Origin of the sequence: Nitratireductor aquimarinus, from assembly GCF_017255295.1 — a bacterium.
Taxonomy (GTDB): domain Bacteria; phylum Pseudomonadota; class Alphaproteobacteria; order Rhizobiales; family Rhizobiaceae; genus Nitratireductor; species Nitratireductor aquimarinus.
In genome coordinates, this window is sequence record NZ_JAFKDE010000019.1 from 1 (window position 1) to 22,072 (window position 22,072).

Annotated in this window: 24 protein-coding genes; 9 read left to right on the forward strand and 15 right to left on the reverse strand. The window is 62.0% G+C overall.

The annotated features are described in order from the left end of the window. The first annotated feature begins 113 nt into the window (after positions 1–113). The 3 genes from JYP46_RS21655 (at position 114) to JYP46_RS21670 (ending at position 3,012) form a co-directional block, all read left to right on the forward strand. Positions 114–935 (forward strand): TRAP transporter substrate-binding protein, encoded by an 822-nt coding sequence (locus JYP46_RS21655; RefSeq protein ID WP_206549320.1) that lies wholly within the window; start codon positions 114–116, stop codon positions 933–935. A gap of 308 nt (positions 936–1,243) precedes the next feature. Beyond that, on the forward strand, positions 1,244–1,717 hold the full coding sequence (locus JYP46_RS21660) for a TRAP transporter small permease (RefSeq protein ID WP_162742415.1): 474 nt from the start codon (positions 1,244–1,246) through the stop codon (positions 1,715–1,717). Beyond that, a complete protein-coding gene (locus JYP46_RS21670) occupies positions 1,714–3,012 on the forward strand; it encodes a TRAP transporter large permease (RefSeq protein WP_113156676.1) in 1,299 nt (432 codons plus the stop codon). The genes JYP46_RS21660 and JYP46_RS21670 overlap by 4 nt, the downstream gene beginning before the upstream one ends. 127 nt (positions 3,013–3,139) lie before the next feature. Here the strand turns inward: JYP46_RS21670 and phnE (JYP46_RS21675) are convergent, their stop codons facing one another. The 13 genes from phnE (JYP46_RS21675) to JYP46_RS21735 all read right to left on the reverse strand — a co-directional run bounded on the left by phnE (JYP46_RS21675) (position 3,140) and on the right by JYP46_RS21735 (position 14,204). Further along, the gene (gene phnE, locus JYP46_RS21675; RefSeq protein ID WP_113156677.1) at positions 3,140–3,970 is read right to left on the reverse strand and encodes a phosphonate ABC transporter, permease protein PhnE; all 831 of its coding nucleotides are present in this window, start codon (positions 3,968–3,970) and stop codon (positions 3,140–3,142) included. A 3-nt stretch (positions 3,971–3,973) separates the two neighbouring features. Then, a complete protein-coding gene (gene phnE, locus JYP46_RS21680) occupies positions 3,974–4,885 on the reverse strand; it encodes a phosphonate ABC transporter, permease protein PhnE (RefSeq protein WP_222474343.1) in 912 nt (303 codons plus the stop codon). Positions 4,886–4,941: 56 nt separating this feature from the next. Next, a complete protein-coding gene (gene phnD / locus JYP46_RS21685; protein WP_206549321.1) occupies positions 4,942–5,862 on the reverse strand; it encodes a phosphonate ABC transporter substrate-binding protein in 921 nt (306 codons plus the stop codon). Positions 5,863–5,894: 32 nt separating this feature from the next. Then, entirely contained in the window at positions 5,895–6,722 is an 828-nt protein-coding gene (gene phnC, locus JYP46_RS21690; protein ID WP_113157124.1) for a phosphonate ABC transporter ATP-binding protein, read from the reverse strand. Between the two features lie 54 nt (positions 6,723–6,776). After that, positions 6,777–7,976 (reverse strand): alpha-D-ribose 1-methylphosphonate 5-triphosphate diphosphatase, encoded by a 1,200-nt coding sequence (locus JYP46_RS21695; protein ID WP_206545044.1) that lies wholly within the window; start codon positions 7,974–7,976, stop codon positions 6,777–6,779. Continuing rightward, entirely contained in the window at positions 7,963–8,697 is a 735-nt protein-coding gene (locus JYP46_RS21700; protein ID WP_206549322.1) for a phosphonate C-P lyase system protein PhnL, read from the reverse strand. Before JYP46_RS21700 ends, JYP46_RS21695 begins: the two co-directional genes overlap by 14 nt. A gap of 9 nt (positions 8,698–8,706) precedes the next feature. Further along, complete coding sequence (locus JYP46_RS21705) at positions 8,707–9,528, reverse strand: ATP-binding cassette domain-containing protein (RefSeq protein WP_206549323.1); 822 nt, start codon at positions 9,526–9,528, stop codon at positions 8,707–8,709. Next, positions 9,525–10,439 (reverse strand): alpha-D-ribose 1-methylphosphonate 5-phosphate C-P-lyase PhnJ, encoded by a 915-nt coding sequence (locus JYP46_RS21710; RefSeq protein ID WP_206545041.1) that lies wholly within the window; start codon positions 10,437–10,439, stop codon positions 9,525–9,527. The genes JYP46_RS21705 and JYP46_RS21710 overlap by 4 nt, the downstream gene beginning before the upstream one ends. Continuing rightward, positions 10,436–11,521, reverse strand: a complete 1,086-nt coding sequence (locus tag JYP46_RS21715; RefSeq protein ID WP_206549324.1) for a carbon-phosphorus lyase complex subunit PhnI — start codon at positions 11,519–11,521, stop codon at positions 10,436–10,438. The genes JYP46_RS21710 and JYP46_RS21715 overlap by 4 nt, the downstream gene beginning before the upstream one ends. Position 11,522: 1 nt before the next feature. Further along, entirely contained in the window at positions 11,523–12,059 is a 537-nt protein-coding gene (gene phnH, locus JYP46_RS21720; RefSeq protein WP_206549325.1) for a phosphonate C-P lyase system protein PhnH, read from the reverse strand. Beyond that, on the reverse strand, positions 12,059–12,502 hold the full coding sequence (gene phnG / locus JYP46_RS21725; RefSeq protein WP_206549326.1) for a phosphonate C-P lyase system protein PhnG: 444 nt from the start codon (positions 12,500–12,502) through the stop codon (positions 12,059–12,061). Before phnG ends, phnH begins: the two co-directional genes overlap by 1 nt. Further along, a complete protein-coding gene (phnF, locus tag JYP46_RS21730) occupies positions 12,495–13,250 on the reverse strand; it encodes a phosphonate metabolism transcriptional regulator PhnF (RefSeq protein ID WP_113156685.1) in 756 nt (251 codons plus the stop codon). Before phnF ends, phnG begins: the two co-directional genes overlap by 8 nt. Positions 13,251–13,418: 168 nt before the next feature. Further along, complete coding sequence (locus tag JYP46_RS21735) at positions 13,419–14,204, reverse strand: N-formylglutamate amidohydrolase (protein ID WP_222474344.1); 786 nt, start codon at positions 14,202–14,204, stop codon at positions 13,419–13,421. A 131-nt stretch (positions 14,205–14,335) separates the two neighbouring features. On the opposite strand from JYP46_RS21735, the gene JYP46_RS21740 reads away from it, so the two are divergent. The 5 genes from JYP46_RS21740 to JYP46_RS21760 are packed head-to-tail and all read left to right on the forward strand — an operon-like array spanning position 14,336 to position 18,427. Then, positions 14,336–15,127 carry an ABC transporter ATP-binding protein gene (locus tag JYP46_RS21740; RefSeq protein WP_245447855.1) on the forward strand — a complete coding sequence of 264 codons (792 nt, stop codon included), beginning with the start codon at positions 14,336–14,338 and terminating at the stop codon, positions 15,125–15,127. Further along, positions 15,120–15,842 carry an ABC transporter ATP-binding protein gene (locus JYP46_RS21745; protein WP_206549327.1) on the forward strand — a complete coding sequence of 241 codons (723 nt, stop codon included), beginning with the start codon at positions 15,120–15,122 and terminating at the stop codon, positions 15,840–15,842. Before JYP46_RS21740 ends, JYP46_RS21745 begins: the two co-directional genes overlap by 8 nt. Beyond that, positions 15,839–16,729 carry a branched-chain amino acid ABC transporter permease gene (locus JYP46_RS21750; RefSeq protein ID WP_206549328.1) on the forward strand — a complete coding sequence of 297 codons (891 nt, stop codon included), beginning with the start codon at positions 15,839–15,841 and terminating at the stop codon, positions 16,727–16,729. Before JYP46_RS21745 ends, JYP46_RS21750 begins: the two co-directional genes overlap by 4 nt. A gap of 1 nt (position 16,730) precedes the next feature. Continuing rightward, the gene (locus JYP46_RS21755) at positions 16,731–17,786 is read left to right on the forward strand and encodes a branched-chain amino acid ABC transporter permease (protein WP_206549329.1); all 1,056 of its coding nucleotides are present in this window, start codon (positions 16,731–16,733) and stop codon (positions 17,784–17,786) included. Next, a complete protein-coding gene (locus JYP46_RS21760) occupies positions 17,783–18,427 on the forward strand; it encodes a cysteine hydrolase family protein (protein ID WP_206549330.1) in 645 nt (214 codons plus the stop codon). Before JYP46_RS21755 ends, JYP46_RS21760 begins: the two co-directional genes overlap by 4 nt. Before the next feature lie 66 nt (positions 18,428–18,493). Here JYP46_RS21760 and JYP46_RS21765 read toward each other — a convergent pair whose 3' ends face one another. Continuing rightward, positions 18,494–19,810 carry a type I glutamate--ammonia ligase gene (locus tag JYP46_RS21765; protein ID WP_206549331.1) on the reverse strand — a complete coding sequence of 439 codons (1,317 nt, stop codon included), beginning with the start codon at positions 19,808–19,810 and terminating at the stop codon, positions 18,494–18,496. Positions 19,811–19,818: 8 nt separating this feature from the next. Then, complete coding sequence (locus JYP46_RS21770; RefSeq protein ID WP_206545032.1) at positions 19,819–20,706, reverse strand: MurR/RpiR family transcriptional regulator; 888 nt, start codon at positions 20,704–20,706, stop codon at positions 19,819–19,821. 190 nt (positions 20,707–20,896) lie between these two features. Here JYP46_RS21770 and JYP46_RS21775 point away from each other — a divergent pair, with 190 nt between their 5' ends. Then, the gene (locus JYP46_RS21775; protein WP_206545031.1) at positions 20,897–22,039 is read left to right on the forward strand and encodes an ABC transporter substrate-binding protein; all 1,143 of its coding nucleotides are present in this window, start codon (positions 20,897–20,899) and stop codon (positions 22,037–22,039) included. Positions 22,040–22,072: the final 33 nt, after the last annotated feature.

Below are 22,072 nucleotides of genomic sequence, written 5' to 3' on the forward strand. Positions count from 1 at the left end.
GCCGACGCTGCAAGCGGGAAACTCTGGTCGGGCTACGCCCTCCCGACGTTCCCCGCTTGCAGCGCAAAGTGGACTACTTTTGCGCCGCCCAATGGCCGACTTTTACTCCGCCGTTGACAGGCGACACGGAGAAACTGCTCGAAGGCGCGAAGCTCGGCATCAACAAGATGGTGCAGGGTGACGAGACGCTGACCGGCGCATATGAGCCGATGCTGGCGTGGTTCACACCTTACCTTTTCCCTGACGAGTTCGTGATGAAGGCGTTCTTCGAGAGCGAGACCTTCGGCGAGCTGAACGAGATGATGGCCGAAGACATGGGCGTGCGCGTTCTCGCCGCATCGCCCTATGGCTTCTACAACTTCATCAACAAGACGCGCCCGATCGACAAGCTGGAAGACCTCGATGGTCTGAAGCTGCGCACCCTGCCGAGCAGCCAGCTCACCATCAAGGCATGGGAAGCGCTCGGTGCGGCTGCAACGCCGGTTTCCTGGGGTGAGATCTACACCTCCATCAGCACCGGTGTGATCGACGGCCTTGGCCACACGCTCGGCATCATGGTCGACCAGAAATATTACGAGGTCGCCAAGAACGTTACGCTCGACAACAGCATCGGCGTGGTCAACTTCTACCTGGTCAACGAGAACTTCTGGCAGTCGCTTAGCGACGAGCAGCGCAAGGTTCTGAAGCGCGGCGCGGAAATCGGCGCAGCTGCCGAGTTCGGCATCGCCAGCTACCGCAACCGGGTCGATGCGCTCGAGGTCCTGGCAGAGAACGGCGTCGACGTGCGCCCGATCAGCGAAGAAGAGCGCGCCCGTCTGCGTGATGCGGCCCAGGCGGCCGTCGTTCCGTGGATGAAGGAAACCATCGGCGCAGAGATCGTCGACAAGGTGTTTGCCGAAGTCGACGCCATTGAGAAGCGGCTGGGCGGCAACTAACCAGCTTTGCAATATGGCTTGCGGCGCTGCCGAGGCGCGCCGCGAGCCTTTTCGTGTCGAGGCGGCTTCTCAGCAACGGGCGGCCACGCATGCTGTGGGAAACCTGCGCCGGCCGACATCGCGATTGCCTAACCGGACAGTTCGGCTAAGAGATTGCCGGCGCTGGCGTGCGCTCAAACCGCCACGGGTGCAGTCACATGGCCCCGGAGAGGCTGCCGAAAGGCTCCCCGACAGGCTCCTGACTGGCCCCCGATAGGGCCCCCGACAGGCCCCCGACAGGAATGAATCCAACGAGAGGCAGCATCTCCATGAAACGTCTGCTGACACTATTCGACAGCGCGATACAGCTTTTCATCGCGGGCTGCATAGCCACCATTATGGTGGTCATTGCGCTCCAGGTGGTCATGCGGGCCACGGTTGGCGCTTTGCCCTGGCCTGAAGAACTCAGTGTCATTCTGATGCTCTGGGGTCTAATGCTGGCAGCGGCCTATGTGCTCAATGAGCGCGGTCATGTCGGCATTCAGTTTTTCGTCGACATGCTGGGGCCGCGTCCGGGCGCTGCGATCAGCGCCCTGATGCATGTCATCATCATCATCTTCTGTGCGGCGGTCATCTGGGGCGCAATCGACAAGGTCGAGTCTGTCTGGAACCTGAAAACGGGCTCGCTGCGCATTTCGCGCGCCGTTCCGCAACTGGCCATTCCGGTCAGCTGCGCCGCCTATATCTTCGTCTGCCTGCGTCTTATCGCCGAAGACATCGCGATCTGGAGGCGTTCGTCGTGATCCTCATCATTCTTCTCGCCAGCTTCCTCGTATTCCTGCTGCTCGGAATGCCGGTGGCTTTCGCCATCGGCGCGGCAAGCCTTGCCGCGTTGGTTGCCAGTGACCAGAGCCTCGTTCTGCTGTCGCACTTCATGTATATCGGCATGGAATCCTACGTGCTGGTGTCTGTTCCGCTTTTCGTTCTGGCGGGTGAAATCATGCTGCGCGGCGGCATGACGCGCTCCCTGACCGAGTTCGCGGATATGCTGGTCGGCCGTCTTCGCGGCGGCATGGGGCACACCAACATTGCCGGCAGCGTCTTTTTTGCCGGCATCACGGGGTCGGCCTCCGCCGATACGACAGCGCTCGGTTCCGTGCTCATTCCGGCCATGGCGGAAAAGGGCTATGACCGCGCCTATGCGACGGCCATCACCATCGCGTCGTCGGTGATCGGGCCGATCATTCCGCCCAGCCTCACCTTCGTGATCTACGCCATGGCGGTGGGGGGCGATGTATCGATCGGCCAGCTTTTCCTGGCCGGCATCGTTCCGGGCATTCTCGTTGCTTTTGCATTGATGGTGATGAACTACTGGATCAGCCACAAGCGCGGCTACGAGAAGCGCACCACGCGCTACAGCTTCGCCGAGATCGTGCAGATCACCCTGCGCAGCCTGATCGTTCTGGTCATGCCGGGCATCATCGTGCTTGGCGTGCTGAGCGGCAATTTCACGGCCACGGAATCTGCTGCTGTCGCTTCGGTCTATGCGCTCGTTGTGTGCTTCTTCGTGACCCGCACGCTGAAGCTGGCAGAGTTGCCGTCAATCTTCTTCAGCTCGGCCAAGGTCAGCTCCATCATGCTGCTCCTGCTGGCGACGAGCAGCATCCTGTCCTACGTGCTCACCACGCAGGGCGTTCCGCGCTATCTGGCAGAGTTCTTCACTTCTGTGACTGAGAACAAATATGTGTTCCTGCTGCTGCTCAACGTGATGCTTTTGGCCATCGGCACGGTGCTCGACCTGTTCCCGGCGATCATCATTTTCGGGCCCATCTTTGCCCAGATCGCCGATGGTTACGGCGTGGATCCGGTGCATTTCGCCGTGGTCTTCTGCGTCAATCTTCTGCTGGGGCTGAACACGCCGCCGGTTGGCTCGGGTCTGTTCATCGGTGCGGCCGTGGGCCGGGTGAAGCTGGAAGACCTGATACGTCAGGTCCGGCCCTTCATCCTTATGGAGCTGGTTGTGCTTCTGGTGCTGACCTATGTGCCGGCGCTGACGACCGAACTCCCGCGAGAACTCGCCAGACTGCTTGGCTGGTGAGTGGAGGGGCGTGATTGATGGAATGGCGGTTGCGACTGCCATTCCCGCCCCTCACAAAAAGAACAAGAAGCAGAACTCCTGTTCGGGGCGGCGCGTGATGAGCCGCCCCTTTTTCTTGCGCGGTGTCTCAGGTCAGTTTCGCGCGGATCCGGCGCGATACGGCGTCGATCACCGACACAGTGACCAGGATCATAAGGATGATGAAGGCGGCTTCCTGCCAGTTGTTGATGCGGATGCGGTCGGAGAGTTGCAGACCGATGCCGCCTGCGCCGACAATGCCCAGAATGGTGGCCGAGCGGACGTTTGACTCGAAGAAATAGAGCACATGGCTCATCATGACCGGGAAGACCTGCGGGAAGACACCCAGACGCATGACGTGAACATCGCCGCCGCCCGATGCGCGAACGCCTTCGACGGGCTTTCGATCCGTGTTCTCGATGGCTTCGGCAAAGAGCTTGCTGAAGATCATCACATCGCCCACGGCAATGGCGAGGACGCCGGCAAACGGCCCGAGGCCGACGGCGGAAACGAAGATCAGCGCCCAGACCAGACCGTCAATGCCACGAAAGGCGTCAAAGAAGCGGCGCAGGCTGAAGTGGAACAGCCAGTTCGGCACGATGTTCTTTGCACCGAGAAAGCCGAGCGGCAGCGCGACGATGGCGGCAATGAGCGTGCCGAGAAAGGCCATCGCCAACGTTTCGAGCATGGCCTGACAGTATTCCCAGAAACCATCACCGGGCCATGGGGGGATCATCAGTGTGACCAGAAGGCCGAGCTTGTTGAGGCCCGCAATCAGGCGCATGGGTGAGGCATCGATCCACCAGAGACCAAAACCGAGCAGGGCGAAGAAGCCCAGCCACAGGGCCCAGTCGCGCAGCTTTTCGGACAGGGGGCGGGAGAAGAGTTGCGGATGGGTGCGCCTGAGGCGGGCAATGTCGGCGTGCGGGGCAGCGGTCATGGATCAGGCGCTCTGTGTGAGTGAATGGCCGATGAGGCGATGGCGGATGAATTCGCAGGTGATGTCGATCACCGAAGTGGTGAGGATCAGAAGCAGCATGATGGCCGAGATATCGGTGTATTCGAACTGGCGGATGGCGACGTACAGCTCTTCGCCAATGCCGCCGGCACCGACGAGGCCGAGGGCGGAAGCGCCGCGCACATTGATCTCGAAGCGCAGCAGCAGGTAGCTGGCGTAGTTCGGCAGGACCTGGGGGACGACACCGAGCCGCATGATCATCGGCCAGTTGCCGCCGGCGGCGCGAACGCCTTCAATGGGGCGGGGATCAACGTTTTCGTTGACCTCTGCAAACAGCTTGCCCAGCGAGCCGGCGGTGTGAACGGCAATGGCGAGAACGCCGGCGAACGGGCCAAGACCGAACGCGAACACGAAGATCAGCGCAAAGACCAGCTCCGGCACGGTGCGGCAGAATTCGAGAATGCGGCGGGCGGCGAAATAGACGCCGGTGCTCTCCACCAGATTGCGCGCGGCCGGAAAACACAGCGCCAGGGCGAAGACGCCTCCCAGAACGGTGCCGACAAAGCCCATGAGAATGGTCTCAACGAGAAGGCGGAGCCAGTAGCGCAGACCCCAGTACCACTCAGCCAGATCGGACCAGAAGTTCTCAAGCGTCAGGGTGGGCATGGTTCCAACAATGTAGTTCCAGGCCATGGGAAGGCCCTTCACCAGTTTTGGAATGCTGAAATCGCTGACGAAAACGGAGCCGGCAAGCGCTACCAGGAACAGGGCGCCATACAGGATCGTCCAATTGCGGTGGGTGATCTTTTGCTGGCGATAGCGCTCGTTGAAGGACGTTAGACGCTCATCAAGCGTGCTTGGTCGCATAGGACTGGCGGTGGGGGGCAGTGTGGACACGAACGCCTCGTTGCAAAAAGAGGCCGGCACGCTTCATGCGCACCGGCCGGGAGTGATCAGTTCTTGTTCTTGCGACGCTCTTTGGCGTTGAACTCGGTGATGGCGACTACGTTGAGATAGTCTTCGTGCTTGGCCGGGGAATAACCGCTGGAGGTGCCACGGGTGTATTCGGCAAAGCCTTCAGGGTCTTTCTCCGGGAAAGCCATCAGTGCGGTCTTGAACTCTTCCTGCAGCTCTTCCGGCAGGCTGGTGAGCATCATGACCGGCGTGTTCGGGATGACCGGCGATTTCCAGATGATGCGCGTGGAGCCGGGTTCGATCAGGCCCTTGCGTTCCATGGTCTGGATGTTGCCTGCTTCTTCATTGCGCCAATGGGTGGCGACGGCCTCGAACGTGCCGTTGACCAGCGCCATCACGCTCTGTTCGTGTCCGCCGGAGAAGGCGACTTCGCCGAAATACTCGTTGGGAGAGGTCTCAAGCTCGGTCGACAGGTAATAGGACGGAACGGCATAGCCCGAGGTCGAATTCGGGTCGGCGAAGGCAAAGGACTTGCCCTTGATGTCTTCCAGATTCTGGTAGGGGCTGTCGGCGCGGACGGCGATGATCGAGTAGTAGCCCAGATTGCCGCCGCTATCGAGTGTCACGGCGACCGGAGCGATTTCCTCGCCCATGATCTTGCGGGCCAGCGCGTAAGCGGCCGGGCCAACCGAGGCGACCTGAACGTGCCCCGAGCGCATGGCCTCGATCACGGCGGCATAGTCGGTGCCACGGATCAGGTTCACGGGCACGCCGAGTTCACGGCTCAGATAATCGGCATAGGGCTGGTTGCGGGTGATGGCGTCGGTTTCGTTTTCGCTCGAGGAAATACCGATGGTCAGTTCGGGATATTCTTCGCGCCAGTCCTGGGCGAGAACCGGGGACGTAAGGGCGAGCGAAACCAGCGCGGCCACAAAGCCACGGCGAGTCAGGGTGTGCATTGATGTAGCTCCGAGTTGGGGAGGAGGGGCGGTTAGTGCGCCATCTCCATCTGTCGTTGTCCGGTTTGGCGTGCCGCGCCGGTGGCAGCGATGGTCGAGGTCAGGCTCTCGTCCACGGCTGTTTCTGCATCATCACCGTAGATCTGCTGGATCATGGCGCTCGTCAGCTGATCTGGCGTGCCATCGAAAATGACATGCCCATGGGCCATGCCGATAATGCGGTCGCAATAGGCGCGGGCGGCATCGAGCGTGTGCAGATTGGTGATGACGGTTATCTTGTCCTGCCTGTTGATGGCGCGCAGCGCCTCCATCACGAGCCGGGCATTGCGCGGATCGAGTGAAGCGATGGGCTCATCGGCAAGAATGATGCTCGGCTTCTGCATCAGGGCGCGGGCGATGGCCACGCGCTGCTGCTGACCGCCGGAAAGCGTGTCGGCGCGCTGCAGCGCCTGCGAGAGCATGTCGAGCCGGTCCAGCGCGATCGCGGCATTGGCGCGATCCGTGGTGGAGAAGTGCTTGAAGATGACCGGCAGGGTGCGGGCGTTGCCGATACGGCCGATCAGCACATTGGTCAGCACGTCGAGACGATTGACGAGGTTGAACTGCTGGAAAATCATGGCGCATTGCGCGCGCCATGCGCGCAGTGCGTTGCCATTGAGGTTGCCGACATTCACGTCGCCGCAGGTGATCTGTCCTTCGTCTGCGGTCGCGAGCCGATTGATCAGCCGCAGCAGGGTGGACTTGCCGGCGCCGGAGCGTCCAATGACGCCGACCATCTGGCCCGGTGCGAAATTGGTCGAGACGTCGTTGACGGCAATGGTGTCACCAAACCGCTTGGTGACGTTTCTCAGTTCCAGCATGTTCAACCCCGTAGCGTTGCTATGCACTGACCCTAGATCGCTTTGATGACGCGGCTAACTCATTCGAATGACATGTTCGTGACGGCTTGCGATACCGGCGGGCAGCACCTTTCCGTCGGCATGAACAAGGCGGCCGCGCGAGAAGGTGGCGTGGACCTGCCCCACGCCCGTTGAAGACGCGACAAGCATGTCGGCGCGCAGTCCCACACGGATTTCGCCGCGGTCCAGAAGGCCAAGCGCACGTGCAGGGTTGAACGATGTCAGGCGCGCAGCGCCAGCCAGCCCGTCGGGGTCGGTCTCTGCCAGCACCAGAACCGCCGGCAGCATGGCGGAGGGGTGATAGTCGGCGGCGAGCAGGTCGAGCACGCCGGAAGCATGGGCTTCCCGTGCCGAGAGATTGCCCGAATAGGACTGGCCGCGCAGTGCGTTGGGTGCGCCCATGGCGTTCAGCATGCCACGTCGATGAGCTTCCCGGGCGGCCTCAAGCGTTACCGGAAATTCGCTGATTTTGATCCCGAGCTGCTCCATCAGCGTCACTTTTTCGACCGTGTCATCATCATGGCTGGCCACGGGCACGCCATGCATGGCGCAATACTGGGTAATGGCGCGCAGTGTGGCGATCATGTCGCCGGCCGTTTCCTGCCGGTCCCTGATGCGCTGTTGCAGCTGCTCGGCAGCGGCTTCAAGCGAGATGCCCTTGTTGCGGGAGATGTTGGCCGCCTGAAGCTCCAGATCACGATACTGTCCCTGACCGGGCGTGTGGTCACAGAGCGAGACCAGATCCACCGAGCCTTCGCTGACCAGTTCCTTGACCACCGAAAGGGCAGCGGGAAACGTCACTTCGAAACGGGCGTGAACGCGATGATCGATGAGCAGATTTGGCCGTGCGGAGACGACGGCGCGGATCAGTTTGCTGGTGAAGTCGTAGGAACGCATATGCCCGTAGGCCGAGCCCGGAGCGAAGGACAGCGAGGCATAGGCGGTGGTGATGCCGGATGTCGCCAGCTTCATGTCGAGGTCGCGCAGCCCCATGTCCATGGGCATGCGCACGCCGGGGCGGGGCTCCATCTCGCGCTCGATCATGTCGCCATGCATGTCGATCATGCCGGGCAGTAAGAGAAGGCCATTGCCTTCCATGTCTGCGCCGGAAACCGGGGTTTCGCTGATCTCTGCGATCAGACCGTCTTCGATGCGCAGGGCGCCCCTGTCGATGACGCGGTCTGCAAGTACGATACGGAAATCAGAGAGCCACATGGTCTTCTTCCTTGGTGAGCTGGTCTGCGACGACTTTGGTATTGAGATTGATTTCACGGTCGATCAATGCGGCGACATCGCCGGGATGATGGAAAACGCCGATGATGGCGACGCCGTGCGCTTTCAGATCGGAGAGGCGACGCACCAGCGCCTCGCGCGCGCCGGCGTCGAGCGATGCCGTCGGCTCATCCAGCAAAAGCAAACGCTGCGGCAGGATGAGGGCGCGGGCCAGATTGACCTTCTGCTGCTCGCCGCCCGAGAAGGTGCTGGGATAGGCGCGCCAGAGCTCTGGCCGGACACCGAACTGGTCGAGCCAGTGGCGGGCCTGATCCAGCGCTTCATCCTGTGCGATGCCCGCAAGGCGAAGCGGTTCGGCAACGATGTCCTGCGCCGCGACTCGCGGGCGGGCGTTCAGGAACTGGGTGACGAAGCCGATTTCCTCGCGACGCAGCAGGGAAATGTCGACATCAGCCGCATTGGCAAGGTCGATTTCACCATGGCCGGAGCGGTACCAGACATGGCCGCCAACGGGCAGATAGCTCCGCCAGATGGTGCGCAGCAATGTCGATTTGCCCGCACCGTTGTGACCGCGAAGCAGCAGGAATTCGCCCTCGTGGAGGTCGAAGCTCACGTCTTCGAAGGCATGCAGCGCGCTGTCGAGGTGATAAATGCGGAAGGTCTTGGTGAGGCCTTCGACACGCAGCAATGGAGTGGTCGTCATGGTCTCATCCTAGAGTTTGGCGTGCACAAGCTGTTGCGTGTAGGGGTGCTGCGGGTCCTGAAAGATCTGGTCGGCCAGCCCCTGTTCGACCACCTGCCCATGGCGCATGACCATGACGCGGTCGGCCATGGTGCGGATGACGCCGAGATCGTGACTGACCAGAACCATGGTGATCTTGCGGTCACGCTGGAGACGCTTGAGCGTGTCAAGAACCAGAGCCTGAACCGATACGTCGAGGCCGGTGGTTGGTTCATCGAGCAGGAGCAGCGCCGGCTCAAGCGCGATGGCCTTGGCCAGCTGCACGCGCTGCTGCATGCCGCCCGAAAGCTCGATCGGCCGCGCATCCATCCGCTCCAGGGGGAACTCCGAAGCATCGAGCGCCTCGCGGGCTCTGGCGCGCAACACATCGAAGCTGCGTTCGCCGGCAATCAGAAGTCGCTCTGCAACATTGCCGCTTGAGGACTGGCGCATGAGCAGGCCGAGATGCGGGTTCTGATAGACGATGCCGATATGGCGGGCGCAGAGCATGCGCCGCTGATAGCGGGTGAGGTCGAACAGATTGCCGTCCTCGCGGTCAGGCAGGCGCAGCCGGTAGTCGCCGGTATCGGGCGTGTCTTCGAGGTTCATCATGCGCAGAAGCGTGGACTTTCCCGAACCGCTTTCCCCGACAATGCCCATGACTTCGCCGGGATAGACCGTGGCGTCCACGTCGCGCAGGGCGCGCACATCGCCAAAGCTCCTGGAGATGTTGTTCATGGTCAAAAGCGGTCTTGCCCGCATCAGGCGCGGGGCCTCGCGCTCAAGCGCGGCAGGCGTGAGATCAAGGCTCATGCTGAATACTCCCCGTCGCGGTACCAGGTCTCACCGATCTCGGTCGGTGCGCCTTCTGCCTTTTGAATGGCCTTGATGCCGAGATTGCTGTCGGAGACTTCGAAGGTCGACCCGCCATTGTCCTGTGGAATCTCGTTCATGAAATAGCCGGAGAGGCCCGAGCGGCGGCAGGTGAGATGTGCGTGTTCTTCCACCTGATAGGGGCGGTCGGAGAACACAAGCGGTTCGACGCGGGTAAATGGCGGAACGGCGAAGAGGCGTTTTTCGCGGCCTGCCGAGAGGAAGGTCAGGTGCTTTGCCATGTTCAGCTTGGGCACGTCCCAGCGCGGAATGGGCGAGGGCGTCATCACGTGGCGGCCATTGACCATGCTCGGATAGGCTGCGCCTTGCATGATCCGGCCCTTGCGCACGATCTGCTCATAGAGCGTGAGCCAGAGTTTTCCGTAGTCGGCGTCCGCATGCATCTGCCGGGCGATGGACATGTTGGGCTCAACGCCGCGCAGCGGCTCCGGATTGGGAACCTGGAGGACGAGGATCTGATCCTCGCGCATGACCTCTTCCGGCACGCGGTGGCGGGACTGGACAATCGAGGCGGAGAGCGTGTCCCAGGTTTCTGCAGCGCCGGACACGCGGGAGATGAAGCGGCGGATCGACGCCGCGTTGACGCCATCATCCGCGCCCTGGTCGATAACCTTCACGGTCGAAGCCGGGTTGACGAGGGTGAGCGTGACCTGAAGGCCGCCCGTTCCCCAGCCGCGTGCCATGGGCACTTCGCGGCTCGCATAGGGCATCTGGCACCCCGGCACGGCGATGGCCTTGAGCATCTTGCGGCGCAGTTCGCGTTTGGCCGACGCGTCGAGAAAGCCGTAGCTGGTTGCGGCCCAGTCCTTTGTGAGAGAGGCAAGGCTCATTCTGCTGGCTCCATCTGGCGGGTTTCTGCCGGCGCAGCATCGGCTGCAGTTTTTTTCGCCTTGGCGTCTCGCATCGCGTCGAGCACCGACTGAAAGGTCACGTAGTGCGGCAGCTTGAAGTGGATGCAGAAGCCCGAGGCTTCCACGCTTTCGGTGTGGTAGAGGTAGAACTCTTCATGCACGGCCGAGCCTACCGGGGCTTCGGCCGAATTCAGATCGAGCGTTGCTGCGGCGATGACCTTGACCTCGTTCCAGCCGAAGGTCGCGGCGAAGCCGAGTTCGAGATAGCCGCCCTTTTCCTTCGAAGTCACTTCGGCCTGGCTGACGCGCACGCGCCCGGCTGAAAACTCCGTGCCGCGCGGGTGGCGCACCACCACATTGGCTTCGCCGAGGCGCAGTTCGTTGACGGTCGGGTGGGCATTGCCATATCCGCGCATGGCGGCATAGCCGAGGGCGAGCACACCGCCGGTTTCTGCGCGGGCAAGGCTTTGCAGGCGATGGGCGCGTGACGCGGGAAAAAGAAGCGGCTCGCGCGTCAGGTCGGGAATGTCCTCCGGTGCGGTGTCCGGTTCGGTGGCCGGGGCGACCAGCCCCTGCTGACGCTGCCACTCGGCCAGAGAAGGTTGGCGTACAGGCGCCGGGGCCTGTGCGCTGTCGACCGGCGGAGGCGTGAAGGGTTTTCCTTCCAGCACGTCTGTTGCCAGAACACGGTGCGAATAATCCAGCGTCGGCCCGAGTATCTGCCCGCCGGGAATGTCCTTGAAGGCGGCGGAAATGCGGCGCTGCGTGAGCACTTCATCCTGCTGCACGGGGCGGGCTATGGCGAGGCGCGGCTGCGTGGTGCGCCAGGCGCGCAGAACCAGCACGGCTTCGGAAAGCTCACCGCCCGTCTGCGCCAGCGCGAGCGCCGCGAGTTCCTCATCATAAAGCGAGGCTTCGCCCATCACGCGGTCGACCAGATAGGGCATGGTTTTGCGGATCGTGTCGACGCGGGCCGCGTCGATGGGGCCAAGGTCCTGACGGAACAGCCGTTCGGCCTGTTCGATGGCCTTTTCGCCACCACGGGTTGCCACATAGGCCATTCTAGAGAACCTCCACCTTGGTCGAGCGCGGGATGCCGATGACGGAACCCGCATCGACGAAAAAGCAGTCAAAGCCTTCCGGATAGGCGCAGAGCATTGCGCGCATGGCCCAGAAGGCCGGTGGCGCGTCGAGTGAGATCTCTGTTGGCTCTTCAATGCCGGGGCCGCTGAGCCGCAGGCGCTGGCCTGCGTGTCGGGCGGCGACAATCAGCGTCGCGCCATCATCGGGGTAAAGGGGACTGCCGCAGCGAAGCTGGACGATCTGGTCCGCGGCGTTTTCGAGCGACGACAGGAAAACATGGTCGGCCCGCGAAACATCACCTGTGACGAGCGCTCCGCTGGCGGAGACGGCCTCGCGCAGGTCCGGCGTATCGGCAAACACGGTGCATTCGAGATCCACCAGTGTTTCTGCAATGCCGGCAAGGCCGGCCTCCGGCATCACGCGGGCATCGCCCGGGCGCGACAGCGCCCACATGAGCGCCTGGAATGTGGAATTGCAGCGCAGTTCAATGGCGTCGGGTGGTGCAACGGTCAACATCAGAAGGTCTCCATTTCGACGCGCGTGGCTTCCACCTGACGCATGCGTTCCTCATCGACGGCTGCGAGATGCGCCTTTTCCTCGGCGAGCAGAGTTGCGGTGGCGGTGTCCTGCCCGAATGCGGCGATGCGCAGGTCAATGACGGCCATCGCCATGGCGCGTTCGAGATCGCGGCCGGTCACCATGCCGTAGCCGACGTTCCCGGCCTCATCGGCAATATGGGCTTCGCTGACCAGCACTTCGCCCAGATGGAAATCCACATTCTGGACCGTGTCCCTCATAGGCACCATAACGAGGCCGGTGCGGTTGGCGATGACGGTGATTTCGCCCATCTCTTCAAGCAGGATTTCGGCATGCTGTTTGAGGCGTTCGGGGCGGGCGCGGGCGAGAATGTCGAGCGTCGCGCGGTGATCGGTGTCACCGGGTGGAAATGTATCAGTCATCGGAAGGTCTTTCGGTGGTCATGACGGTCGGCTGGTCTGCTTCGAAGGTGAACTGCACACGATCGCCAGCCCACACGGCCTCGGAGAAGCTGATGGGGCGTCCGTCGAGATCGGCGTCCACTTTCTGGACGACCAAAACGGATTGGCCCGGGCGCATCATCAGCATGGCGGCCTCCCGTTCGGAGGCGATGCGGGTCAGAACAGTGGTGCTCTGGCGCCGGTAGTCGGTGATGCCGTAGCTGCGATAGACATCGGTTATCGACCGGGTGTCGCGCCGGCGCTCCAGCAGATCCGGGAAGCGCGTGGCATCGTAATAGGCCCAGCCCGTGCTGATCGGCAGATCATTGGCGAACCCGCGCCAGGAGCGGGCGAAGACGGGAGCCTCCGCAGCGATCTTCAAGGCCGCAGCCACACGGGTGCTGGCAGGAATTTTCATTTCTGAAAGGGTTTCGCCCGAGGCGGTGAGGCCCTGGGACAGGAGATTCTCGCGAAAACGCGTTCGCTCGCCGATCACGTAGTTGAGCAAGGGCGCACGTTCCACGAAAGTGCCGCGCCCGTGTTCAACACGCAGCTTGCCTTCTGTCACCAGTGCTGCCAATGCTTTGCGCAGAGAGTGACGGCGCGCACCATAGAGCACGCAGAGCTCGGGTTCAGAGGGCAGCTTCGTATCCGCTGCCAGCCTGCCCGAGATGATTTCTTCGCTGATCCTGTCCCGGGTTTCCTCCCAGGAGTATCCTTGATTTCGCATAGCACCAACTCATTCGAATGAGGCGGTTCTAGCGAAACCCAATGACACGTGCGTGACGGTCAGAAGGTTGTCAGGGAGCCTGGGTAGGGAGAGCCGAAAAAGGCATTGAGATAGCTGAAAAAGGGGATACTGCTGGGTGGCAGCCCATGCATCTGTCTTCGCTTATTCTCAAAGCTGCGCTTCGGCCGCGACGAGACCTCTTGCCACAAGGTCAGCCCATTCGCCCGCATCCGTTTCCGAGGCGATGAGGTCGTTGCGGATCTCGATCTCGACGCAGGGAATGCCGCGCTTCTCGCCATGAACCGGCACCGCATAGTCGGTGGCGTCGCTGACTGCATAGGGCTGATTGCTGCCCACGCACAGATCCGTGTTCTTGCGAAACCAGTCGAGCATGGCCGGTGAGAGTGTCTCGTCCCGATTGAACAGAATGCCGATTTCCCAAGGGCGGCTCTTCCCCAGAAACACCGGTGTGAAGGAGTGGATCGTGACCAGCCGGGTCTTGCGGCCTGCTTTCGTGCGTTCGTCCAGCGCCGCCGAAACGGCGTTGTGGAAGGGCCAGAAGATCTCGTTGGCGCGCATGTTGCGGTCGCTCGCGGAGAGGTTCCTGTTGGCCGGGACTTCGGTGCCCTCGCTGATTTCCGGCGCGAAGGTGGCGACATCGGGCTGGCGGTTGCAGTCGCAGACAAGCCGAGAATAGCGCTGCGTGTAAAGCGGCGCGTTCAGAAGCTCAGACAGTTTTTTTGCCACCGAAAGCGCACCGATATCCCAGGCGATGTGGCGCTTGAGATCCGTCTTTGAAAGCCCCATCGTGCCGAGACTCTGCGGAATGCGCCGCCCCGCATGTTCACAGATGATGAAGTAATCCGACCCGGCGGATTCGTTGAATGTCTCCAGAGGGTGCGGCTCGTGCGCCGCAAGGACCCGAAGAGGGGCGGTTTCATTCAAATCGGACACGCAGATGCCTCCCGCAAATTTTGTATGAAATCGTACAAATCCATTTGTTTTATTGCAAGATGTATCTTTTTGTTGACGCTGGTCCTGCCGCCGCCATATCGTTGGGTCAACAACAGGGGAGCGAGTTTGTCGTGAGTGACACGCCGGTTATCGAGGCTTCGGGCCTTGCGAAACGGTTTGGCGGGCTCTTGGCCGTCGATGGATACGATTTGCAACTCGACAGGGGGGATCTTGTCGGGCTGATCGGGCCGAATGGCGCGGGCAAGACGACGGCTTTTAATCTTCTGACGGGGGTGCTCAGGCCGTCATCCGGCAGGATTTCCGTGAACGGTGCAGACATGACCGGACAGCCGCCACACATGATGGCGCGCGCCGGGCTCGCGCGAACGTTTCAGAATATCCGCCTGTTCGAGGATCTGAGCGTGCTCGAGAATGTCATGTGCGGCGGGCATATGCGCCACTCGGCGAGCACACTCGCGACGATGCTTCAATTGCCGTCCTTCTGGCGCGCGGAAGAGACGCTACGCCAGATGAGCCGTGACATCGTCGACCGGATTGGCCTCAGCGCCTTTGCGCAGCAGCGCGCGGGCGATCTTTCCTATGGCGATCAGCGACGGGTGGAAATTGGCCGGGCGCTCGCGGGCGAGCCTGCGGCGCTGCTTCTTGACGAGCCGGCCGCCGGTCTCAACCCGTCCGAGACGAGCGATCTCGTTTCCTTCATTCGCCAGGTCAATGCGGAGTTCGGGATCGCCGTTCTGGTGGTCGAGCACGACATGCATCTGGTGATGGGGCTTTGCGACCGCATTCAGGTTCTCAACCGCGGCAAGCTCATTGCAGAGGGTTCCCCGCAGGAGGTGCAGAAGGATCCGGCGGTCATCGAGGCGTATCTCGGCACCGGACGCAAGGAGAAGGCCCATGCTTGAGGTGCGCGATCTCAATGTCTATCGCGGCGCGACACATGTGCTCAAAGGCGTGTCGTTCGATGTGCGGCAGGGGCAGCTTGCGGCGCTGATCGGAGCGAATGGCGCAGGCAAATCGACCACGCTTCTGACACTCTCGGGGCTTCTTCGCCCGCGCTCCGGCAGCGCTACCCTCAGGACCGACGGCGCGGAGTTGGATTTGACCCGGCTCTCATCGGAAAAGATCGTTCGCGCGGGGCTGATCCATTGCCCGGAGGGGCGGCAGATCTTCCAGTCGCTCAGCGTTGCGGAAAACCTGGACATGGGCGCTTACACACAGCGCGACCGCGCCGAGGTGTGCCGCACGATGGAGGAGGTGCACACGCTTTTCCCCATTCTGGCGGAGCGGGCCAATGTGGCGGCCGGCTCGCTTTCCGGTGGTGAGCAGATGATGGTTGCCATCGGCCGGGCGCTTCTCGCCAAGCCGAAAATGCTGTTGCTCGACGAGCCATCTCTTGGCCTCGCGCCGCTGGTGGTGGAAACGATTTTCGACGTGATCCAGCGGCTGAAATCCACCGGCGTCACCATTCTTCTGATCGAGCAGAACGCGGCTATGGCGCTGGAGATCGCAGACGCCGCCCATGTCATGGAAAACGGGAGCATCGTCTTGTCGGGAACGGGTGAGGAACTCGCCAGCAATGACCGTGTGCGCCAGTCCTATCTGGGGGTGGCGGCATGAGCCAGTATCTGTTTCAGCAAATCATCAACGGTCTGGCGCTGGGCAGTCTCTACGCGCTCGTCGCCATCGGGTTTTCGATGATCTACGGCATTGTCCGGTTGATCAATTTTGCCCATGGCGACCTCGTGATGATCGGGGCTTTTTCCACCCTTGCGCTTGTGACGGCCGGTGTGCCCTGGCCGCTGATCCTGGTCTTCGTTCTGGCCATCGGCGCGATTGCCGGCATGACCATCGAGACCATCGTTTTTCGGCCGATACGCGGCGCAAGCCAGGTAACGGGCTTCATCGCCACACTGGCGGTTTCGATTGCCATTCAAAACAGCGCGCTGATGATCCTCTCCGGGCAGCCGCGCAATTTCCTCTTTCCCGCCTTCATGCGCCAGCGCGTGGGTTTTGGCGGCGTGAACGCCTCGCTGACGGACATCGCCATCATCGTTCTGACGCTTCTTCTGATCGGCGGTCTCTTCCTCGTGGTCTACCGCACGCGGCTTGGCCGGGCGATGCGCGCAACGGCGGAAAACCTGACGGCGGCGCGCCTGATGGGCGTGGCGGTGAACCGCACGATCCTCGCCGCCTTCGCCATCGGCAGCGCGCTTGCCGCCGTCTCCGGCCTGTTCTGGGGTGGCAAGTTCGGGCAGATCGATCCGCTGCTTGGCTTCGTGCCCGGCCTGAAGGCCTTTGTCGCCTGCGTGATCGGCGGCGTCGGCTCCATCGGCGGGGCCATGCTGGGAGGCTATATTCTCGGGCTTTCGGAAGTGCTGTTCGTGGGGCTCCTGCCACAGGAGTTCTCCGGCTACCGGGACACGTTCGTCTTTCTGCTGCTGATCGTGATTCTGCTCATCCGGCCCTCCGGCCTGTTCGTTCGCCACACCGAGGAGCGCGCCTGACATGCCGACGCCTTCGCAAACCACGTCCGTGGCGGAAACCGCTTCGGCTCCGACAACGCCGCGTAGCGGATTTGTCGCCGCCCTTCTCACAATCCTTGTAGCTGCGGCGGCCGTGTGGGCCGCACAGCAGGGGCTGAACAGCTATCTCGTCACGCTGCTGGCGCTCCTGTTCATCAATGCAGCGCTCGCCGTGTCGCTGACATTGACCAATGGCCTGACCGGACTGTTTTCGCTCGGCCATCCCGCGTTCATGACCATCGGGGCCTATGTGGCCGCGATCCTGACATTCTCGGCACGGCGCAAGGGCTCCATGCTTCCGGGTTTGCCGGACTGGCTGGCTTCGACGGAGCTCTCCATGTTCCCGGCGCTCCTGATTGCAGGTCTTGCCGGCGGGCTGGTCGCGCTTGCCATCGGCTGGGCGGTGCTGCGCCTCAAGGGGCATTATCTCGCGGTCGCAACGCTTGGTCTCATCATCGTGGTGCAGGGGCTTGCCACCAATTGGGATGGCATCACGCGCGGCGGCGCGGGCCTGAGCGGCCTGCCGCGCCACGTTGATATCTGGTGGGCGCTGGGCTTCCTCGTCATCGTCGTCGCAATTACCTGGCGGGTGAAATTTTCCTCGCTCGGACGGGCGATGATGGCGGTGCGGGAGAATGAACTCGCAGCCTCCTGCAGCGGCATCAACGCCGCGCGGCTAAAAATCCTCGCCTTCGTGATCGGCGCGGTGATGGCCGCCATTGCCGGCGCGATGCTCGCCCATCTCATCAGCGTTGTGACGCCGAAAACCTATTCCGTCCTGCTGGCCTTCAACATCGTGGTCATGGTGGTGATCGGCGGATCGGGCAGCATCACCGGTGCGCTCGTTGCGGCAACGGCCATCACGGTTCTCTCCGAGGCGCTGCGCCCGGTGGAGGAAAGCATAGGCCTTTATGGTATGAGCCAGGTCATCGTGGCACTGTGCCTGATCGTGGTTCTCTATCTCAAGCCGGGCGGGCTGTTCGGCAGCGGCGAGCCCGCTTTCGTGCGCCGCCTGTTCAGCGGAAGGAAAACGCAATGAGCGCACCGCGCCAGCAGGATATTTTTGAGACGCGGGCGCAGCCATTGCGCCGGGAGCGCACCGGGCTTCTGGTCATCGATGTGCAGAACTGGGTGATGGACGAGGCGAACCGCCAGCCACGCCCGGAATTCTACGCGGCCGCGCGCGGTGAGGTCATTCCCAACATCGCAAGGCTCATCGATGCGACGCGCACCCGCGGCGTGGAAGTCATCTACACGGTGATGGAGAACTATACCGAGGACGGGCGAGACCGCAGCCTTGATTACAAGCTGTCGAACTTCTTCATTCCAAAGGGCTCGGTCGATGCGCAGGTGATCGACGAAGTCGCCCCGCACGGCGACGAAATGGTCATTCCGAAGACTTCATCGAGCCTCTTCAATTCAACGAATTTCGAGTATCTGGTGCGCAATATCGGGCTCGATACGATCATCGTCACCGGGTTCCTGACCGATCAGTGTGTTGACCACACCATTCGTGACGGCGCTGACCGCGGATTTCACATGATCTGCGTTTCGGATGGATGCGCGACCGATACGCAGGCGCGGCATGTTTCAGCGCTCAACGCCTTCAAGGGCTATTGTCGCATGGAGACGACGGAAAGTCTGATTGCCGCCATGGAGCGCGATATCGTCTCCGGTTGATGAGACGCCGTGACTGAGGGGGAGTGACGGGGAGGCGGGTGCGTCTCCCCGTTTGCGTTAAAAGGATCAGTAGGCCTGCCGGTATTTCGCGCATTGCTCTTCTGGCGAAAGGTCTTTCATCAGCTCCGCCTCGAAGCGCTTGTGTGCAACATAGGCGGAAACAAGCTCTTCACCGAAAAGCGGACGCAGCGCCGGCTCGCCTTCGAAGAGGTCAAGGGCGGCATCGAGCGACTGCGGAAGTCTGACGATGCCAAGCGCCTGACGTTCGCTCTCCGTCAGATGCTGCGGGGGCTGGCGGCAGACCTGCGGTGCTTGCATCGCCTCGTCCAGACCGTGGAGACCGGCAGCCACCAGCGCGCCCAGCACCATGTAGGGGCTGGCTGCGGCGTCGGCGGCGCGGAATTCGAAATGGAACTGCTTCGATATGTCGACACCGGCGCCGGGGAACACCGGGCATATGCGCAGGCCCGCCTCGCGGTCGCGCTCACCCAGATTGTTGTAGGCCGCGCTCCAGCGGTCCGGCGTCAGGCGCAGATAGGAAATGGTCGATGCCGCCGTCACCGCCGTGATGGCGGGCATAAGGGCGAGAATGCCGGAGAGGAAGCTCGCCGCTTTTGCAGACACTGCATTCGGGGCTGAAGGGTCGTGGTTCACCGGCGCGTCGGTCTCTGCGTCGAGCAGTCCGAAGTGAACGTGGACACCATTGCCCACGGCATCCGGTCGCAGGATCGGCGTGAAGCTTGCGCGGTGGCCGAAATGCTGCGCAACGGCGCGCGCGATTTCGCGTACGGCAACGGCGTGATCGGCGGAGCGCTCGTCATCGGCCGGGCCGACCGTGACTTCATACTGCATCGGCCCGTATTCGGGCATGAACGTATCGATCTCCAGCCCGGCTTCCTTGAGCGCGCCCAGATAGGTTTCGGCGAACTGCCCCTGACGGCGGAATGAATCGAGCGCGTAACTCGAATTGGGGCGCTCCTCCATGCCTTCGATCAGGAATTCGTGCTCGAAGGCGGCCTTGAGGCGCAGGCCGTGTCGGGTTTCAAGCTCATGTAGCATGCGCTTGAGAAAACTGCGGGGACACACGCTCCACGGCGTGCCGTCGAGGTTCATGATATCGCCCATGATGAAATGGCTGGCTGCTGCATCCGGTCCGAAGTCGACGCGAACGCGCGAAGCCGGGTCCGGCGTCAGCACCGTGTCGCCATAGGGCCCCCATGGGGTTGGGGCGATCGGGCCGTGCGCGGTGATCATGCTGTTGGTCGGTGTCCAGCCGATGCCCTTGCGCAGCCTCGCCTCCAGATCCGAAGCAGGAAAGCCCTTGCCACGAACCTGCCCGGCAAGATCGGCGGTGCAAAGCATGACGATTTCTTCGCGTTTCATCGAACCCCTCATTTTCGTTTTGATTTGCTCCGTTCCTGACCGAACGTGCCTTCGGCGAGCCGGGTGCGCAGGTCTTCGAGCGTTTCGAAGCGTGTCCGCCCGGCTGTGTCCGCCTTGCTGGCGGCAGCGCCGACCAGCGCTTCGGCGACCCCCATGCCGATGGTCAGAACGTCGAAAATCGACGGCGATTCCACCGGGAAGGTCAGAACGAGATCGGCCGAACGGGCAGCCGGCGACTGCCATATATCGGTCAGGAGGATAACGGTTGCGCCGCGCTTGGAGGCGGCATGGGTGAACTGCACCACATCGTCCTGGTAGCGGCGCACATCCAGAACGACCAGAACGCTGCCCCGGCCCATGTCGAGCAGGAATTGCGGCCAGGTCTGGGTCTGACCGCTGATCGGATGAATGCGCCCGCGTATCGCCGAAAGCAGATCGCCCATATAGCGCGCTACATGTGAGGAGTAGCGACCGCCGAGCAGGTGAATGTCGCGCTTGGGGTCTGCGAGAAGTGCTGCCGCCCGGTCGAACTCTTTCTCGGGAATGAGATCCGGAAGGCTGCGGAAATACTCCGCCATCCGGTCGCTGGTGCGTGCCAGATAGGATTCGTCGGTGGCCGCATCGCGCACCTTGCGCTCGCCAAAGCGCAACAGCGGCGATTGCAGGCTCTCTTCAATGTGGCTGCGCAGGGCTTCCTGAAATTCGGCGTAGACCGGGAAGCCGAGACGCTTGACCAGCCGCAGCACCGTGGCGGTGCTGACGCCGCTCTGCTCTGCAAATTCGGCGACTGTGGTGAGGCCTGCCATCGGATAATTGGCGATCAGGTGTCGCGCGGCGCGCGCTTCGCGGCTGCTGAGTTCGGGCAGCGCCCGGCGCAGATCTTCCAAAACGTTCATAGCTTCTGCTCCGCTTCCCGTCGCGCATTTTCCGAATGTATCAAATCAGACAAAATATCCATTTGGAAGAAAAAATGTATCATTCGATTGACGTTCTCCAATTGCAGAGTCATGCTGATGACATCGCATGAGCCTTCCCGGGGCACCTTGCGTCAGAGGGTGACATTCAACAAGAAGCAGGGAGATTGGCATGAAACACTTGATTGCCGCATCGGTGGCTTTGGCCGCCGTTATGGGCGCGGCCAACGCGCAGGAAACCATCAAGATCGGTGCGCTCTACAATGTAACTGGTGGAATGTCGTCACTCGACGGTCCATCGCTGAAGGGCGCACAGCTCGCTGTCAAGCAGATCAACGCCGATGGCGGTCTTCTGGGCAAGCAGATTGAATTGATCGCGCCGGACGGAAAGACGGATCAGCAGGAAACGGCAAAGGCCGCGCAGCGCCTCATCTCGGAAGGGGTCGTGGCCGGCATTGGCGAGTCCGACACCACTTTCGTCATGGCGGGCGCGCCGCTGTTCCAGGAAGCGGGCATCCCCTTCGTCACGTCGGGCGCAACGCATCCCGAATTGCCGCAATGGGTTGGTGATTACATGTTCATGGCGCCGTTTGGCGATGATGATCAGTCCTACGCCATCGCCGATTATGCCTATGATGAACTCGGCACCCGCAAGGTTGCGGTGTGGACCGACAATTCCATGGACTTCACCAAGGCGCTCAGCAAGTTCTTCGTCGAACGGTTCGAAGAGCGCGGCGGCGAGATTGTCGGGACCGACAGCTTCATGATGGGCGATACGGATTTCTCCGCACAGATTGCGCGTCTCGCCTCCATCGACCCCGCGCCCGACGCGGTGTTCGTTTCGGCGATCCCGTCCGAGGCCGGTCTCTCCGTGAAGCAGATCCGCGAGCAGGGCATCACCATGCCAATCGTTTCCGGTGACGGCTTCGACACGGAACTGGTGTCCACCGTTCCGGGGCCGGAGCTTGCAAACGATGTCTATTTCTCCACGCACACCTATCGCGCGGATGATCGCGATGAGGTGAAGGCGTTCATCGCGGACTACAAGGCCGAATATGGCATCGACCCGGAGAATGCCTTTGCGCCGCTCGGCTATGACGCGCTGATGCTGGTCGCGGATGCGATCCGCCGCGCTGACTCGGCGGAGCCGGCGAAGATCCGCGATGCGCTTGCCGAAACGCGCGGCTTCAAGGGCGTGACCGGCGAGATCAGCTACACGCGCGAAACCATGGTTCCGCCGAAGCCGGTATCGCTGATCAGCGTGCACAATGGCAAATACACGGTTGAGGAAATCTGGAAGCCAGAAACGGAATAGGATCTGGCGTGAAACGGCGGGGCTCAGGCCCCG

Coding starts and splice junctions, on each gene's coding strand:
- JYP46_RS21660 (WP_162742415.1), top strand. CDS start 1,244: ATGAAACGTCTGCTGACACTATTCGACAGCGCGATACAGCTTTTCATC.
- phnE (WP_113156677.1), bottom strand. CDS start 3,970: ATGACCGCTGCCCCGCACGCCGACATTGCCCGCCTCAGGCGCACCCAT.
- phnD (WP_206549321.1), bottom strand. CDS start 5,862: ATGCACACCCTGACTCGCCGTGGCTTTGTGGCCGCGCTGGTTTCGCTC.
- phnC (WP_113157124.1), bottom strand. CDS start 6,722: ATGCTGGAACTGAGAAACGTCACCAAGCGGTTTGGTGACACCATTGCC.
- JYP46_RS21695 (WP_206545044.1), bottom strand. CDS start 7,976: ATGTGGCTCTCTGATTTCCGTATCGTACTTGCAGACCGCGTCATCGAC.
- JYP46_RS21700 (WP_206549322.1), bottom strand. CDS start 8,697: ATGACGACCACTCCATTGCTGCGTGTCGAAGGCCTCACCAAGACCTTC.
- JYP46_RS21705 (WP_206549323.1), bottom strand. CDS start 9,528: ATGAGCCTTGATCTCACGCCTGCCGCGCTTGAGCGCGAGGCCCCGCGC.
- JYP46_RS21710 (WP_206545041.1), bottom strand. CDS start 10,439: ATGAGCCTTGCCTCTCTCACAAAGGACTGGGCCGCAACCAGCTACGGC.
- JYP46_RS21715 (WP_206549324.1), bottom strand. CDS start 11,521: ATGGCCTATGTGGCAACCCGTGGTGGCGAAAAGGCCATCGAACAGGCC.
- phnH (WP_206549325.1), bottom strand. CDS start 12,059: ATGTTGACCGTTGCACCACCCGACGCCATTGAACTGCGCTGCAATTCC.
- phnG (WP_206549326.1), bottom strand. CDS start 12,502: ATGACTGATACATTTCCACCCGGTGACACCGATCACCGCGCGACGCTC.
- phnF (WP_113156685.1), bottom strand. CDS start 13,250: ATGCGAAATCAAGGATACTCCTGGGAGGAAACCCGGGACAGGATCAGC.
- JYP46_RS21745 (WP_206549327.1), top strand. CDS start 15,120: ATGCTTGAGGTGCGCGATCTCAATGTCTATCGCGGCGCGACACATGTG.
- JYP46_RS21750 (WP_206549328.1), top strand. CDS start 15,839: ATGAGCCAGTATCTGTTTCAGCAAATCATCAACGGTCTGGCGCTGGGC.
- JYP46_RS21755 (WP_206549329.1), top strand. CDS start 16,731: ATGCCGACGCCTTCGCAAACCACGTCCGTGGCGGAAACCGCTTCGGCT.
- JYP46_RS21760 (WP_206549330.1), top strand. CDS start 17,783: ATGAGCGCACCGCGCCAGCAGGATATTTTTGAGACGCGGGCGCAGCCA.
- JYP46_RS21765 (WP_206549331.1), bottom strand. CDS start 19,810: ATGAAACGCGAAGAAATCGTCATGCTTTGCACCGCCGATCTTGCCGGG.
- JYP46_RS21770 (WP_206545032.1), bottom strand. CDS start 20,706: ATGAACGTTTTGGAAGATCTGCGCCGGGCGCTGCCCGAACTCAGCAGC.
- JYP46_RS21775 (WP_206545031.1), top strand. CDS start 20,897: ATGAAACACTTGATTGCCGCATCGGTGGCTTTGGCCGCCGTTATGGGC.